The sequence below is a fragment of the Acinetobacter sp. 228 genome, assembly GCF_048147885.1.
This window is the reverse complement of sequence record NZ_JAYWYV010000016.1, coordinates 18,101-33,416: the sequence shown is the minus strand read 5'-3', so window position 1 is coordinate 33,416 and position 15,316 is coordinate 18,101. Positions and strand designations below refer to the sequence as shown.

The 15,316-nt window shown below is 46.5% G+C and carries 12 protein-coding genes; 8 read left to right on the top strand and 4 right to left on the bottom strand.

Features of this window, described 5'->3' with window-relative positions:
* The first annotated feature begins 35 nt into the window (after nucleotides 1–35).
* The 7 genes from VXQ92_RS11830 (at nucleotide 36) to VXQ92_RS11800 (ending at nucleotide 8,305) form a co-directional block, all read left to right on the top strand.
* Nucleotides 36–1,637, top strand: a complete 1,602-nt coding sequence (locus VXQ92_RS11830) for a carboxyl transferase domain-containing protein (protein ID WP_416681832.1) — start codon at nucleotides 36–38, stop codon at nucleotides 1,635–1,637.
* A 12-nt stretch (nucleotides 1,638–1,649) separates the two neighbouring features.
* The gene (locus VXQ92_RS11825) at nucleotides 1,650–2,444 is read left to right on the top strand and encodes an enoyl-CoA hydratase/isomerase family protein (RefSeq protein WP_416681831.1); all 795 of its coding nucleotides are present in this window, start codon (nucleotides 1,650–1,652) and stop codon (nucleotides 2,442–2,444) included.
* Nucleotides 2,445–2,463: 19 nt separating this feature from the next.
* Nucleotides 2,464–4,458, top strand: coding sequence for an acetyl/propionyl/methylcrotonyl-CoA carboxylase subunit alpha (locus VXQ92_RS11820; protein ID WP_416681830.1), 1,995 nt, complete (start codon nucleotides 2,464–2,466; stop codon nucleotides 4,456–4,458).
* A complete protein-coding gene (locus VXQ92_RS11815; protein ID WP_416681828.1) occupies nucleotides 4,455–5,357 on the top strand; it encodes a hydroxymethylglutaryl-CoA lyase in 903 nt (300 codons plus the stop codon). The genes VXQ92_RS11820 and VXQ92_RS11815 overlap by 4 nt, the downstream gene beginning before the upstream one ends.
* Nucleotides 5,358–5,450: 93 nt before the next feature.
* Nucleotides 5,451–6,155 carry a CoA transferase subunit A gene (locus VXQ92_RS11810; RefSeq protein WP_064095834.1) on the top strand — a complete coding sequence of 235 codons (705 nt, stop codon included), beginning with the start codon at nucleotides 5,451–5,453 and terminating at the stop codon, nucleotides 6,153–6,155.
* 2 nt (nucleotides 6,156–6,157) lie between these two features.
* On the top strand, nucleotides 6,158–6,796 hold the full coding sequence (locus VXQ92_RS11805; protein WP_064095833.1) for a CoA transferase subunit B: 639 nt from the start codon (nucleotides 6,158–6,160) through the stop codon (nucleotides 6,794–6,796).
* Between the two features lie 96 nt (nucleotides 6,797–6,892).
* Nucleotides 6,893–8,305 (top strand): short-chain fatty acid transporter, encoded by a 1,413-nt coding sequence (locus VXQ92_RS11800; RefSeq protein WP_416681826.1) that lies wholly within the window; start codon nucleotides 6,893–6,895, stop codon nucleotides 8,303–8,305.
* A 54-nt stretch (nucleotides 8,306–8,359) separates the two neighbouring features.
* Here the strand turns inward: VXQ92_RS11800 and VXQ92_RS11795 are convergent, their stop codons facing one another.
* The 4 genes from VXQ92_RS11795 to VXQ92_RS11780 all read right to left on the bottom strand — a co-directional run bounded on the left by VXQ92_RS11795 (nucleotide 8,360) and on the right by VXQ92_RS11780 (nucleotide 12,870).
* Nucleotides 8,360–9,859, bottom strand: a complete 1,500-nt coding sequence (locus tag VXQ92_RS11795) for an OmpA family protein (RefSeq protein ID WP_416681824.1) — start codon at nucleotides 9,857–9,859, stop codon at nucleotides 8,360–8,362.
* 181 nt (nucleotides 9,860–10,040) lie between these two features.
* Nucleotides 10,041–11,276, bottom strand: a complete 1,236-nt coding sequence (locus VXQ92_RS11790; protein ID WP_416681822.1) for an aspartate carbamoyltransferase — start codon at nucleotides 11,274–11,276, stop codon at nucleotides 10,041–10,043.
* 10 nt (nucleotides 11,277–11,286) lie between these two features.
* Nucleotides 11,287–12,303 carry an aspartate carbamoyltransferase catalytic subunit gene (locus VXQ92_RS11785; protein ID WP_064101764.1) on the bottom strand — a complete coding sequence of 339 codons (1,017 nt, stop codon included), beginning with the start codon at nucleotides 12,301–12,303 and terminating at the stop codon, nucleotides 11,287–11,289.
* Nucleotides 12,304–12,525: 222 nt separating this feature from the next.
* Entirely contained in the window at nucleotides 12,526–12,870 is a 345-nt protein-coding gene (locus VXQ92_RS11780) for a hypothetical protein (RefSeq protein WP_416681820.1), read from the bottom strand.
* A 230-nt stretch (nucleotides 12,871–13,100) separates the two neighbouring features.
* Between VXQ92_RS11780 and rlmKL the strand changes: the two genes are divergently transcribed.
* Nucleotides 13,101–15,305: a bifunctional 23S rRNA (guanine(2069)-N(7))-methyltransferase RlmK/23S rRNA (guanine(2445)-N(2))-methyltransferase RlmL gene (gene rlmKL / locus VXQ92_RS11775; protein ID WP_416681819.1), complete on the top strand. Its 2,205-nt coding sequence runs from the start codon at nucleotides 13,101–13,103 to the stop codon at nucleotides 15,303–15,305.
* Nucleotides 15,306–15,316: the final 11 nt, after the last annotated feature.

Here is a 15,316-nt window from a genome sequence, read left to right as displayed (position 1 = left end):
ATCTTAACACTTAGAATAAAACAAGGATGTTCGTCATGAATCAGTTATCGAGCAAAATCAATATACGTAGTGAAGAGTTTAAAACCAACCAGACTGCCATGCTGCAACTGGTGGATGACCTAAAACAGAAAGTTGAAAAAATTGCTTTGGGTGGCGGCGAAACTGCCCGCCAAAAACATTTAGATCGCGGCAAGCTGTTACCACGTGAACGGATTAATCACCTGATTGATCCAGGAACCGCTTTTCTGGAAATTGGTCAACTGGCTGCCTATCAGGTGTATCAGGATGATGTTCCTGCCGCAGGTGTGGTCGCTGGTGTTGGTCAGGTCAACGGTGTGACCTGCATGATCATCGCCAATGATGCTACGGTGAAAGGCGGTACTTATTATCCATTAACAGTGAAAAAGCATTTACGTGCCCAGGAAATTGCCGAACAGAACAATCTGACCTGTATTTATCTGGTGGATTCAGGCGGTGCATATTTGCCTTTACAGGATGAAGTATTTCCAGACCGCGATCACTTCGGCCGTATTTTCTACAATCAGGCACGTATGTCGAGCCAAGGTATCGCCCAGATTGCAGTGGTGATGGGTAGCTGTACTGCAGGCGGTGCTTATGTGCCTGCCATGTCGGATGAAACCATTATTGTCCGCAATCAGGGCACGATTTTCCTCGGCGGCCCTCCTCTGGTTAAGGCAGCTACCGGTGAAGTGGTGTCCAGTGAGGATCTCGGTGGTGGTGATGTGCATACCCGTTTGTCTGGTGTGGCTGATCATCTGGCAGAAAATGATGAACATGCACTTGCAATTGCCCGCAACATCGTGGCCAACCTGAACAAAAAGCCAAACAAAACCGCAGATGAAATCGAAGCGCCGCTGTTTGACAGTTCGGAACTGTACGGCATTGTGCCGAGTGACGCACGCAAGCCTTTTGATATCCGTGAAGTGATCGCGCGTATTGTCGATGGCTCACGTTTTGACGAGTTCAAAGCACGTTTCGGCACTACCTTGGTGACCGGTTTTGCCAAGCTCTATGGCATGCCGGTCGGGATAATTGCCAATAACGGGATTTTATTTTCCGAGTCTGCCCAAAAAGGCGCACATTTTATTGAACTGTGTACCCAACGCAATATTCCACTGATTTTCCTGCAAAACATTACCGGCTTTATGGTCGGTCGCCAGTATGAAAATGAAGGCATTGCCAAAAATGGTGCCAAACTGGTGATGGCCGTCGCCAACGCCAATGTGCCTAAGTTGACTCTAGTGATTGGCGGTTCTTTTGGTGCCGGCAACTACGGCATGTGTGGTCGTGCTTATTCGCCACGCTTTATGTGGACCTGGCCAAACTCGCGTATTTCAGTGATGGGCGGTGAACAGGCATCCAGCGTTTTGTCGACCTTAAAACGTGACCAGATTGAACAGAAAGGTGGCAGCTGGTCAGCAGAAGAAGAAGACCAGTTTAAACAACCGATTCGTGACCAATACGAACGCCAAGGCCATCCTTATTATGCATCATCGCGTTTATGGGATGATGGTGTGATTGATCCAGCGCAATCGCGTGAAGTACTAGCCTTGAGTCTGGCTACAGCCCTGAATGCGCCCATCCAACCAACCAAATTCGGCGTGTTCCGTATGTAAGAGGTTTCAAAAATGGATTATCAATTTTTACAGCTCGAACAGCAGAATCAGGTGGCAACGGTCTGGATTAATCGCGCTGAACTGCACAATGCCTTTAATACCCAAGTCATTGAAGAACTGCATACTTGCTTCCAGTCTCTCAATAACCGTGACGATGTGCGTGTCGTGATTCTGGCAGGTCGTGGCAAAAGTTTCTCTGCGGGCGCTGACCTGAACTGGATGAAACAGGCCGGTCAGGCATCACAGGCAGACAATGAGGCGGATGCGCTCAAACTGGCAAAAATGCTGCAAAGTCTGGCAACCTTGAAACAGCCAACGATTGCCCGGGTACATGGTATTGCCTTTGGCGGCGGCATGGGACTGGCTTCGGCCTGTGATATCTGCATCGCCAGTACCGATGCCAAGTTTGCGACGTCGGAAGTACGTTTAGGTCTGGCACCTTCGACCATCAGCCCGTATGTGATTCGTGCGATTGGGGCCCGTCAGGCCTCACGTTATTTCCTGACCGCCGAGCGGATTACTGCTGAACAGGCCAAAAGCATTGGTCTTGCGCATGAAGTCACTCCACCGGAACAGCTCGACAGCAAAATTGATGAAATTGTGGAAGCACTTTTACTGGGTGGTCCTACTGCACAGAGCGCATCCAAACAGTTGATTCAACTGGTTGACCAACAGGTTTTGACCGAAGATTTACTGCTTAAAACAGCACAGCATATTGCCCATATTCGCCAGGGAGATGAGGCTAAAAATGGACTGAATGCATTTTTGAACAAACAAAGCCCAGCCTGGATCAAGACCACGGCATAACAACAAGAAGGATCCTACAATGTTTGAAAAGATTTTAATTGCCAACCGTGGTGAAATTGCCTGCCGTGTGATTCGTACAGCGAAGAAATTAGGTATTGCCACCGTTGCCGTCTACTCCGATGCCGATGCACAATCACAACACGTCAAACTGGCAGATGAAGCGATCTATATTGGTGAGTCGCCAGCAGCACAGAGTTATTTACAGATTGACCGTATTATTCAGGCAGCAAAAACCACAGGCGCTCAGGCAATTCACCCAGGTTATGGTTTCTTGTCTGAAAATGACCAATTCGCCCTGGCCTGTCAGGACAACAATATTGTGTTTATTGGCCCACCAGTCGATGCCATTCTGGCAATGGGTCTGAAAGCCACATCTAAAGCCCTGATGGAAAAAGCCGGTGTGCCTTTAACCCCCGGTTATCATGGTACCAATCAGGATGCCGACTTCCTGAAACAACAGGCCGACAGTATTGGCTATCCGGTGCTGATCAAGGCCAGTGCTGGCGGTGGTGGTAAAGGCATGCGTCTAGTGGAACGCAGCGAAGATTTTCTTAGCTCGCTTGCTTCATGTAAGAGTGAAGCACGCTCTAGTTTTGGTAATGAAGATGTACTGATTGAACGTTATGTGATTCAACCACGTCATATTGAAGTTCAGGTGTTTGGTGATACTCACGGCAACTATGTACATCTGTTTGAGCGTGATTGTTCGGTACAACGTCGCCACCAGAAAGTGCTGGAAGAAGCGCCTGCACCGAAAATGCCGGAAGACAAACTGGAGGCGATGCGTCAGGCGGCAATCGATGCTGCGCGTGCAGTAAATTATGTCGGTGCCGGTACAGTCGAGTTTATCGTGGAGCAAGACGGCACAGCTTACTTCATGGAAATGAACACCCGTCTTCAGGTTGAACATCCAGTGACGGAAATGATTACCGGACAGGATCTGGTGGAATGGCAACTGCGCGTAGCTTTTGGTGAGCCTTTACCAAAGCAACAGCATGAATTGCAGATTCATGGACATGCACTCGAAGCCCGTGTTTATGCCGAAGAACCGGAAAAAGGCTTTATTCCTGCGATTGGTCAGATCAGCTACCTGCATTATCCGGAGCAAAGTGACTGTGTCCGTGTCGATAGCGGTATTGTCGAAGGTGATGAAATCAGCACCTATTATGATCCGATGATTGCCAAACTGATTGTCTGGGGCAAAAACCGTGAAGCAGCCTTGACCCAAATGCACCATGCACTGGGTCAGTTCCATGTTGATGGTCTGGGTAACAATATTGCTTTTCTAGATCGCCTGGTGCTGTGCGAATCTTTTAAAAATGCACATTTAGATACTGGCCTGATTCAGCGTGAAGAAGAATTTCTGCTCAAACCTTCTGCGGATATCAGTGCCGAACTGGTGATTAGTGCTGCACTGATTGAGCTACTGTCACGTCAGGCACAGAACCCCGTTCCAAGCAATCCGGTGTGGCAGCAAAAAGCATTCTGGCGCCTGAACCAGAAAAATAGCCATACAGTGCAATTACAACGTAATGGTTTTACCCTAAAAGCTCAGTTCAGCACCCAAGATCAAGGATTTGTCGCCAGCTATAACGGTCAGCAGATTGAGATTCAAGGTCAGCTCGTCGATGCCCATACTTTAGCGTTGCAACTGGCGGGTAAACAGCAAAAACTGGCTTTTAGCCAGACTGAGCAAGGCATTACCCTGTTCCAGAATGGTCAAAGCTATAAGTTCAATTACCTGAAGTCTGATTTTAATAATCAGGATGAACAAGGCACGGAAAATAATCTGATCGCGCCAATGCCAGGTGTCATTACCCAGGTGCTCGTGGCAGCCAATGACAAAGTCAAAAAAGATGATGTGCTGATGACGCTGGAAGCCATGAAGATCGAATATTCAATTCGTGCACCGCATGACGGCATCATTGCAAGTTCATATTTCCAGAAAGGTGACCAAGTCAAGGCCGGTGATGAACTGGTCGAATTCCAGCCACTGGCGGAGGAAGTTGCATGACGGATTTTGTCAAAATCGTAGAAGTCGGGCCACGCGATGGCCTGCAAAATGAAAAAACACCTTTGACATTGGATGACCGGAAAAACCTGATTGTAGACCTGATGAAAACCGGTCTACAGTGCATCGAAGTCGGCTCCTGCGTTTCAGCCAAATGGGTACCGCAAATGGCAGACAGTGATGTGCTCTTTGCCAGCCTACCCCAAGATCCGAATATTCAATTCAGTCTGCTGACCCCAAATCTGAAAGGTTTTGAATCGGCACTGGCTGTAGGTTGCAAGGAAGTGGCGGTATTTACCGCTGCTTCTGAAAGCTTTACCCGCAAAAACATCAATTGCTCGATTGATGAAAGCTTCGAGAAGTTTGCCGATGTCATGGCAGCCGCCAAAGCCAATGACATTAAGGTGCGCGGCTATGTCTCCTGCATGGTGGACTGCCCTTATGAAGGTGCCATTGATCCAAAGCAGGTGGTAAAAGTCACCCAGCGTTTGCTGGAGATGGGCTGCTACGAAGTGTCATTGGGTGAAACCATTGGTACAGCAACACCGGATCGGGTGAAAAATGTCTGGGAGGCTTGTCTGGCTGAACTTGATGCTAAAGTTTTGGCAGGCCATTTTCATAATACTTATGGCATGGCCATCGCCAATATCTACCAGTCGCTATTACAAGGCATTCGCGTATTTGATTCATCCATTGCAGGCTTAGGTGGCTGCCCTTATGCCAAAGGCGCTTCAGGCAATGTTTCAACTGAGGACCTGTATTACCTGCTCTCGAATATGGGCTTTGAAACCGGTATTCAGCTGGACGCCTTGATGCAGGCCAGCCGTAATATCAGTGAAGTCTTGCAGCGCAACAATCCATCCAATTATGCCAATGCCTATTGGCAAAAAGCCTGTGCTTGAAAATAAACTTGCTTGAGCAAAATGATCTTAAGCAAACCATAAGGATATAAGCAGCAGATTGAAGTCTGCTACAACAATAATAGAGGTGACAAGATGTCAAACAAGGTTTATGACAGCGCTCAATCCGCCTTAAAGGATGTGGTGCAAGATGGTCATACCCTGGCCGTTGGTGGTTTTGGTTTATGCGGTATTCCAGAAGCTTTGATCGTAGCTTTAAAAGAAACAGGTGCTAAACAACTCACCTGTATTTCCAACAATGCCGGCGTAGACGGCTTCGGTCTCGGACTTCTGCTGGAAACCAAACAGATTAAAAAAATGATTTCATCTTATGTCGGTGAAAATAAAGAGTTTGAACGTCAATATTTAAATGGTGAACTGGAAGTTGAACTGACCCCACAGGGTACACTGGCAGAAAAATTACGTGCTGGCGGTGCCGGTATTCCGGCTTTTTATACGGCGACGGGTGTCGGAACCGTGATCGCTGAAGGTAAGGATGTCCGTGAATTTAATGGCAAGTCTTACATTCTGGAAGAATCTTTAACTGCCGATGTGGCGCTAGTCAAAGCCTATAAGGCAGATAAAGCTGGCAACCTGATTTTCCGTAAAACCGCCCAAAACTTTAATCCGGTCTGTGCCATGGCGGGTAAAGTCACCATTGCTGAAGTTGAAGAAATTGTCGAAATTGGCGTGCTGGAGCCGGATGAAATCCATCTACCCGGCATTTATGTGAACCGGATTGTACTGAATACCCAACCGGAAAAACGCATTGAACAGATGACTTTAAAGGCGGAGGCTTGATCATGGCTTGGACACGTAATCAAATGGCGCAGCGCGCAGCACAAGAGCTTGAAGATGGTTTCTATGTCAATTTAGGGATTGGCCTGCCGACGCTAGTCGCGAATTATATTCCGGAAAATATCAATGTCTGGCTGCAGTCGGAAAATGGTTTGCTGGGGATTGGCGAATTTCCAACCGAGGAGACTATCGATGCCGACCTGATCAATGCCGGTAAACAGACGGTCACAGCGCGTAAAGGTGCTTCATTTTTCTCAAGTGCCGATTCCTTTGCCATGATCCGTGGCGGTCATGTCAATATTGCCATTCTGGGTGCAATGGAAGTGTCTGAAACTGGTGATCTGGCCAACTGGATGATTCCGGGCAAAAAGGTCAAAGGCATGGGTGGTGCCATGGATCTGGTCGCGGGTGTACAAAAGGTCGTGGTCTTGATGGAACACTGCGCCAAAGATGGTACACCGAAGATTGTACCGCAATGTAGCCTGCCCCTTACCGGCCAAGCTGTGGTGAACCGGATTATTACCGACCTCGGTGTACTGGATGTTACTCCTGATGGAATTCGACTGGTTGAACTGGCACCAGAGGTAAGTTTTGAAGAGATTCAAAAAGTCACTGGGGTAGCGCTACTACGTAACGCTGCCTGATCTAGCCAGCCCTTAAGAATAAAATTTCTTAAGGGCTTTTTTATATATAGCTGCTTCATTTCAAAATAATAATTGCAGAATAAATGGATTTTAATCATGCAAACTCAACAAAATATTTTGCAGCGCTTCGCCATGCGCGTCAGCGACTGGTCTGAAAAATGGTTTCCGGATTTTTATATTTTTGCCCTACTCGGTGTCATCATTGTGGCGATTGCCGCCATCGGAATTGGTGCACCGGCACAGGATGTCGCGATTTCCTTTGGAGACGGCTTCTGGAGCTTGATTCCCTTTACCTTGCAGATGTGCATGCTGATCGTGGTCGGTTATGTGGTTTCCGTATCCAAGCCTGTCCAGCTGCTGATCCAGAAAATGGCACGCTTGCCGCATTCCGGTCGTGGTGCGATTGTCCTGGTCGCCACGGTCAGCCTGTTAATTTCCCTGATTAACTGGGCCATGAGTACTGTACTGACTGCACTTCTAGTGATTGCACTGGCACAGCGTAAAGAGCTTAACATGGATTACCGCGCTGCTGCGGCTGCCGCGATTATCGGGATGGGTGCGACCTGGGCACTGGGCATCAGTTCTTCAGCTGCACAGTTACAGGCCAATAAAAGCAGTCTGCCTGAACCGATTTATAACCTGACGGGCGTGATTCCATTTACCGAGACTATTTTCCTGCCGCAATCCATGATCATGACGGCGGTACTGATTGTAGCTTCAATCGCAATTGCTTACTGGTCAGCACCTAAAGGCTCTGACATTAAAACCATTGAACACTTCCCGATTCAGATTGAAGAAGAAAAACCGGAAGTATCTGCCGAAAAAAGACCGGGGGATTGGCTGGAAAATTCACCCATTTTAAGCATTTTGATCGTGATTCTGGGCGCAGTCTGGATGTTTAACGAATTTTCCAAAAGTAATCCGATTCTGGCCATTTCCAGCTTAAATACCTATAACTTTATCTTTCTGATTTTGGGCGTGGCCTTGCACGGTACACCACGAAATTTCCTGAATGCAGTCTCCAAGGCTGTTCCGGCTATTTCAGGAGTGCTAATCCAGTTTCCGCTGTATGGCAGTATTGCCTTTATGATGACCAATGCGCTAAACCCGGCCGATCTGTCATTGTCACATTATATTGCCGAATTTTTCGTTTCGATTGCTTCTCAGGAGACCTTTGCCATCGTGATGGGACTTTATTCAGCGATTCTGGGCTTCTTTATTCCATCCGGTGGAGGCAAATGGATTATCGAAGCACCCTATGTGATGCAGGCAGCACATGACCTGAAAGTGCATCTGGGCTGGTCGGTGCAGATTTATAATGCGGCAGAAGCCTTGCCTAATCTGATTAACCCTTTCTTTATGCTGCCGATGCTCGGTATCCTGAAATTAAAAGCCAAAGATGTGATTGGATTTACGGTTACCCAGCTGATTTTCCATCTGCCTTTAGTACTGTTCCTGCTCTGGTTCCTGGGAAGAACCCTGACTTATAGCCCGCCAGTATTTTTTTAATTTAAGATAATAAAAAAGGACGAAAATTCGTCCTTTTTTATTTAGGCCGCTCTCTTAATTTCCTGTCTTCTCAACCACACCTTTATCATCTACTTCACGTACCACTCCCGTTTCAGTATTCACGACTTCAAAGGTCACGCGACGGTTCTGGAACTGCCCGGCAGGTGTGGCATTAGGTTCAACTGGCTGATCCGCTCCCATGCCAACCGCCTGTAGCTGTGCAGGATCGACGCCTTGTTGAACGAGGTAGTCGGTCACCGCTTGGGCACGTTGCACAGACAGCGCCTTATTCTCTGCTTCGCTGCCTTGAGCATCAGCATGTCCTTTAACTTTCAGGATAACTTGTGGCGCACGTTGCAATAATGCAGCAGCCTGATCCAGCACCAATTTATTGACCTCTGGAACTTCGGTAGAGGCGGTATCAAAATTGATAATCTGTAAATTGAGTGCAGTCGCTACATCCAATGCTTTAACATCGTCCTCCTTAATGCTAGCCAGCGCCTGTTCTGCTTCACTGTTGGCACTACTGATTATCTCACTGTTATTTAGAGGCTGTTGAGTCACTACCGTAACATTTTTTGCCAGACTACGAATTTGTGCTGCCAGACGCTCAGCTTCAGCATTGGTTGCTGCACGCACCAAAACCTGATTGCCCACCCAGTCCAGTGATACATTTGGCATTCCCTGGATTGCTCTCAAAACAGTTGGAATAGTATCCTGATCGGTGAATTCTGAATGATAGGCATCACTACTCAACGTACCGCAACCAATATTATAATTAAAAATCTGTTTAATCTCGTTTTGCAGAATTTCCATATATTGCGGATTATTCAACCCTATCTGGCAACTTATAATTTCACCATTGCTACCCGTACTCAATTGCAAAGAAGCAGGTTGGGCGGCTACAGCTTCACTGGCAACCTGCCCGTCCTGACCGGCTTGTGGATCATCATCATGCATACAGCTACGAATAAAAAATAGGGTTAAAGCCGCCAGAATCAGAAAAATGATAACGGGCCATAAAAAGCTTGTTTTTCTCTCTTCCTGAACCACAATAATGGGTTCCGCTTCAAGCACAGGTTCTTGATTTAAACTGTGTCCGGCCAATGGGGAAACACCAAGCGCTGCCAGAATGGGTCCAGCCCAAACAGGCAAGGCGCGCTGAATCGAATCGGCATGAGTTTCAAGCAAATGGCTAATGGCTTCCTGACTTGAAGCCCCTGCTTCAGTCTGTAAGAAATTCATGGTCGGTACAATTGACCGATTCAGGGTCTGTTCTATTTCTTCTTGTGGTGCACTCTGATCAAGTTGATCCAGAAACTGCTGCTTTAATGCCGGATTTGCATTGAATAATTCATGAATCTTTGGATTGAGTTGCTGACCAAGAATCTCGATCCAGGCGGGACGAGCACGTAATATACTTAAAAATACGGGATAGAACTGCGCCAAAGCTTGATCTTTGGCAAATAAATGCTCTGTTTCACCTTGAAGCACAATGGCCGTAACATCACTTTTTAAGCGTTCCATAAAGTCTATATTCATAATCGTCACCATTCTTTTGATTTTTCTAATGTTTAATATTTAAGCAGTGTAACGATCCCTATTTTTTGAAAATGTAAATAATTGTATGAATATCATAAAGTTTCACTATTTTTGTTAGTGTGGCATTTCGCCAATACAATTTAAAAAATAAAAAAAAGCCAGCCGAAGCTGACTTTTATAAAGTTTGTCTTACTTAAGCAACATAAGTTTGAATCACTTTACCCAGCACTTTTTGATTGATTAACGGTGTATTCTTACCTTGTGACACGATGCTTTCTTTATCCAGGGTCCATTCCAGTTCCGGATCTAGTAGCACCCAACCTGATTCATTTACCCAGCGATCTGCCATTTGTGCAACACGAGCCGGAGCCAAGGTTACTTTTTCTACCCATTCCAGTGGAGTTAACAACCCCTCACGAATCAGTTGCAGACCAAAAGGCACATAGGTATCAAAAGCAGTGAATCCTGGTTGCGTTTCCGCAAATGGCGCCATTTTCGCAGAGCTGCTCAGCGGTTCATGATGGGTGCAGATGGCATCAATCACACCGGATTTTACTCCCTGACGCAGCAATTCTTTATCCTGTTCTGAACGAAGCGGCGGACGCACATGTGCAAGAGAGTTAAAACCGTCAATCAAATGATCGGTCAGATGCAGCTGGTGCATCGCTACATCACAGGTCACCGGCAAACCTTTTTCCTTTGCAATACGGATCAATTCGACAGATGCACCACAAGACAACAGACCGAAGTGTGCACGTACATGGGTGGCTTCAATCATGAGCAAGTATTTTGCGATTGCCACGGTTTCAGCCAGTGCCGGAATCATTGGCAAGCCCTGACGTGAGGCAATAAAACCTTCATGCACGCAGCCATCTTTGGCAATTTGTGGTTCTTCAGCATAGAACACCACCGTCAGGTCTAAACCCGCGGCATATTCAAGTGTACGCAGGACTACATCATCATTGGCAAACGGCGCACTGGCATTGGATACGGCACTACAACCACCTTTTTTCAGACCCGCCATATTTGCCGGCTGTTGACCATTTAAACCTTGGGTTTGCGCACCAATTACCTGCAAATAGATCCCACCATCCAGCATGGCTTTTTCAACCAGGCCGTGAATCAGCGCACCATTGTCTTGAACAATCGGTTTTGAATCTGGTGGGGTAAATACATGCAGGATACCGTTAGCTCGTGCTGCCTTACCTTCCGACTTTAAAGTCCCATGTTGCTGCTGGCCTGGCTCACGTAGACGTGCACACAGGTCAACCATGGTAGGCATCAGCCATTTACCTTGACCATCAAGGATCTCGGCAACGTCTGAGGATGCCTCTACACGCTTACCATTTTCGAGATAAACCGTTTCGATCGAATCTGTTTTTGCAATTGGGTCGAGAACACGGACATTTTCAATTTTTACAATAGACATGACTTATTCCTTATACCGCAATCGCTTCAATCAAACCCTGTTCCTGTAACTGACCCTGCATCGCCAGTGCCAGTACTGCCATACGCACTGCAATACCATTGGTCACCTGATGCAGAATCACCGACTGTGAGCCATCTGCAATGCTGGAATCAATTTCTACCCCACGGTTCATTGGTCCCGGATGCATCACGATACAATCAGGCTTGGCCATCGCGAGACGTTCTTTGTTCAGACCATACATTTTGTAAAACTCGGCTTGCGAGGCAAGTGCTGGAGAATCAATCCGCTCGTTTTGAATACGTAGCGTAATAATCACGTCGCAGTCTTGAATGCCCTCTTCCATCTTGTTAAACAGACGAACACCATCGCCATATTCTTCAAAGCCTAATGGCAACAAAGTATTGGGTGCAATCACTCGAATATCTTGACAGCCCAAAGTTTGCAAGGCTGCCACATCTGAACGTGCCACACGCGAATGCTTGATATCGCCAATAATAGCGATCGACATTTCTTCGAATTTTTTATTGGTTTCACGGCGAATGGTCAGCATGTCCAGCATGGCTTGCGTTGGATGCGCATGACGGCCATCACCGGCGTTAATAATGGCGACGTCTGGGCAGACATCTTTGGCAATAAAATGTGCCGCTCCAGAAGATGAATGACGTACCACGAAAATATCGGCTGCCATGGCTTCCAGATTCCATAAAGTGTCACGCAGGGTTTCACCTTTAGACGTACTCGAGCGGGCAATATCGATATTGAGAACATTGGCAGAAAGGCGCTTGGCAGCGGCTTCAAAGGTGGTTCGGGTACGGGTAGAATTTTCGAAGAACAGGTTCATCACCGTTTTGCCTTCCAGCAAATTATTGGTGATCAGCTGATTTTGGTCATTAAAAAAGGACTGTGCAGTGTCCAATATTTTTGTCAGGGTTTCTTTAGAAAGACCTTCGATGGTCAAGAAGTGTTTTAGATTACCTTCTTTATTGAGTTGAATCTGGCTCGGTGTATGCAATGCCGCCAAGTGCATGAGAGATTCCTTATGCGTTAAGTCAACATATTATACAGAGATTGGCGAATTTTTATAGTTGGGCACGTTGCTACTTGTACAAAAAGCATCTGAACAATAAAAACAGAAAATCAGATTCATCTTTATTTTTTCAACAAGATAATTTAACCCGATTTACATCCTGCTGATTTTAAATATTAAAAAATGGGTGCTTCAGTCTGGAGCATTCACACCCTCTCCTGTCTAGCGTAATGCACCAATATAACGATGTGATACTTGTGCACGATAGATATCATCTTCATCCGGTTCAACCGAGATCAGCTCATTCTGCTGGCTTAGGTTCGTGGCCTCTATTTCAGAACCTTGTCCTGTTTCCGAAATCTCCAGTACCATTTTCAGGCGCTGGATCAGATGACTCAACTCTGGGTCCTGGGTCTGCTCTGCCAGCTGAATCACATGCCAGGCATAGTCCAGATTCTCTGCCAAATAAAGTGCATCAATTACCCGACCGGAAACCCGGCGTAAACGCGCATAAATTAAAGTGGCCACTGAAAAAGCGTCATGGTTGCGTAACTGATTCTCTAACATCTTCACCCTCATTATAAAATTGAAAAATCAGGCAGCCATCGCTCCCCATCGATTGACTGCCTGATTTGCAGTAGATAGAGCAAAATACGTACCAGTTTCTCAATTTATAATACAAATACGCTTTTTCTCTAAAGCAGCTCAGGCCTTTAAGAGAATTTAAAAAGCTTTCAATATAAAAATACGGTAAACTTAGCGCAGTTTTTATTTATCTTTTTTGGTCTCTCTATTATATGAATACCTCTCCACGTTTAAGCAATTATTGGGTCACCTGTGCCGATGGGCTGGAAACCTTATTAGAAGAAGAAATTCAAGGCTTAGGTGTTCAGAATATTGAGCGTTTCCCGGGCCGTCTAACCTTTAAAGGCACCCTGGAAAATGCTTATCGTATCTGCATGTGGTCACGTCTGGCTTCACGTGTCTTGATGCCGATCCACACGCATGAAATTGAATTTTCTCATGATGCGCGTGATGTTGCAGAAGAACTCTATGAAGGAGCTCTCAGCTTTGACTGGTCGCTGATTTTTGCACCACAAAGTACCTTTGCGATTCGTTTGCATGTCGAGCGTGATATCAAGGTCAATACCCAGTTTGCAACTTTACGTGCCAAAGATGGTGTCGTGGATTCCTTTATGGAAGCGGTAGGCAAACGTCCAAGCATTGATACCAAACAGCCTGAAATCACCATGTATATTCTGGCAGGCAAGAAAGAACATACTTACTGCCTGGACCTGTCTGGCGACTCTTTGCATAAACGCGGTTACCGCCGGTTCATGACTGACGCCCCGATCAAGGAAAACCTGGCCGCTGCGATTCTGCAAAAAGGTGGTTTAAAAGCGTTAAATCCGGATATCGTGGTTGATCCAATGTGTGGTTCAGGAACGTTCATTATTGAATCACTGATGATCCTGACCGACCGTGCGCCTGGTCTGGTCCGTCGTTTCGGTTTTAATGGCTGGAATGGTCATGACCATGAACTCTGGATGAGCATCAAGGCAGAAGCAGCTGAGCGCCATCAAGCGGCAATGGAAAATCCATTACCACAATTCTATGCCTTCGATGCGGACTGGGAAGCGGTTAAAGCCACCAGACAAAATATTATCGCGGCGGGTTTTGAATCCGCACTCGACAATATCATGATTGAAGAACGGACTTTAAATGACTGGCCTGATTTTCATGCAGAAGGCAAGAAAGTATTCTTCGTGACCAACCCGCCTTATGGTGAACGTCTCGGTGATAAAGCCCAAAACCGTTCTTTATACCTTGGTTTATCAGCTTTACTGCAAAAGAATTTCCCGAATCAAAAAGCGGCTGTGATTGCCTCACAAGTGGAACAGGCCGACGTGCTGGCATTCAATGATCCGCAAATCCTGCGTTTGATGAATGGTAAATTGCCGATTTATATCCGTTTCGGTACGGTTAAACCGGCCGCGGTGGTACGTCCATTCCTAGAAAACTGGCAGCCTCAGCAGTTTGAGCCGATTGAAGGTGCGATGGAGTTTGCCAACCGTCTGACCAAAAACATACAAGCTCTAAAAAAATGGGCAGTTAAGGAACAGATCCATTGTTTACGTCTCTATGATGCAGATTTACCTGATTTTAACGTCGCAGTAGATTTGTATGGCGAGCGTTTGCATGTACAAGAATACGCGCCACCTAAAACCATTGATCCGGAAAAAGCCAAGAAACGTTTCAACCTGGCCTTACAGGCAATTCGCGCCGTGACCGGTTTGGGCCGTGATGCGATCTTTATCAAGACCCGTGCGCGTCAGGAAGGCAAAAACCAGTACACCAAACAAAGTACAGCATCCAAGCGTTTTATCGTACAGGAAGGCAAGGCCAAGATTCTGGTCAACCTGACCGATTATCTGGATACCGGTCTATTCCTGGATCACCGTCAAATGCGTTTACGTATTGCACGTGAAGCAAAAGGCAAACACTTCCTGAACCTGTACAGCTATACCTCAACGGCAAGTTTACATGCTGCTTTGGGCGGTGCTGCGAGCACCACCAGCGTCGATCTGTCGAATACTTATTTAAACTGGTCAAAAGAAAACTTTGTCCTGAACGGTTTAACCGTGGATCATGCGGATGAACAGCACCAGTTCTTTGCCTCTGACTGTTTCGAATGGCTGAAAGAAGGCCATGAGCAATATGACCTGATCTTTATTGATCCGCCAACGTTTTCGAACTCGAAGAAATTCTACGGTACCTTTGATGTCCAGCGTGACCATTTATCCCTGCTGAAACGTGCCATGAACCGTTTAACCAGCGATGGTACCCTGTATTTCTCAAATAACTATCGTGGTTTTGAGATGGATGAAGAAATTCTGGCGTTCTTTGATGTTGAAGAAATTACCCAGGAAACCATTGGTCCTGACTTTAAGCGGAATCAAAAGATTCACCGTGCCTGGAAAATCCGTCATCCGCAAGTTTAATTCCTTATAGA

Coding starts and splice junctions, on each gene's coding strand:
- VXQ92_RS11790 (WP_416681822.1), bottom strand. CDS start 11,276: ATGTCTATTGTAAAAATTGAAAATGTCCGTGTTCTCGACCCAATTGCA.
- VXQ92_RS11810 (WP_064095834.1), top strand. CDS start 5,451: ATGTCAAACAAGGTTTATGACAGCGCTCAATCCGCCTTAAAGGATGTG.
- VXQ92_RS11820 (WP_416681830.1), top strand. CDS start 2,464: ATGTTTGAAAAGATTTTAATTGCCAACCGTGGTGAAATTGCCTGCCGT.
- VXQ92_RS11800 (WP_416681826.1), top strand. CDS start 6,893: ATGCAAACTCAACAAAATATTTTGCAGCGCTTCGCCATGCGCGTCAGC.
- VXQ92_RS11795 (WP_416681824.1), bottom strand. CDS start 9,859: ATGGTGACGATTATGAATATAGACTTTATGGAACGCTTAAAAAGTGAT.
- VXQ92_RS11825 (WP_416681831.1), top strand. CDS start 1,650: ATGGATTATCAATTTTTACAGCTCGAACAGCAGAATCAGGTGGCAACG.
- VXQ92_RS11805 (WP_064095833.1), top strand. CDS start 6,158: ATGGCTTGGACACGTAATCAAATGGCGCAGCGCGCAGCACAAGAGCTT.
- VXQ92_RS11830 (WP_416681832.1), top strand. CDS start 36: ATGAATCAGTTATCGAGCAAAATCAATATACGTAGTGAAGAGTTTAAA.
- VXQ92_RS11780 (WP_416681820.1), bottom strand. CDS start 12,870: ATGTTAGAGAATCAGTTACGCAACCATGACGCTTTTTCAGTGGCCACT.
- VXQ92_RS11815 (WP_416681828.1), top strand. CDS start 4,455: ATGACGGATTTTGTCAAAATCGTAGAAGTCGGGCCACGCGATGGCCTG.
- VXQ92_RS11785 (WP_064101764.1), bottom strand. CDS start 12,303: ATGCACTTGGCGGCATTGCATACACCGAGCCAGATTCAACTCAATAAA.
- rlmKL (WP_416681819.1), top strand. CDS start 13,101: ATGAATACCTCTCCACGTTTAAGCAATTATTGGGTCACCTGTGCCGAT.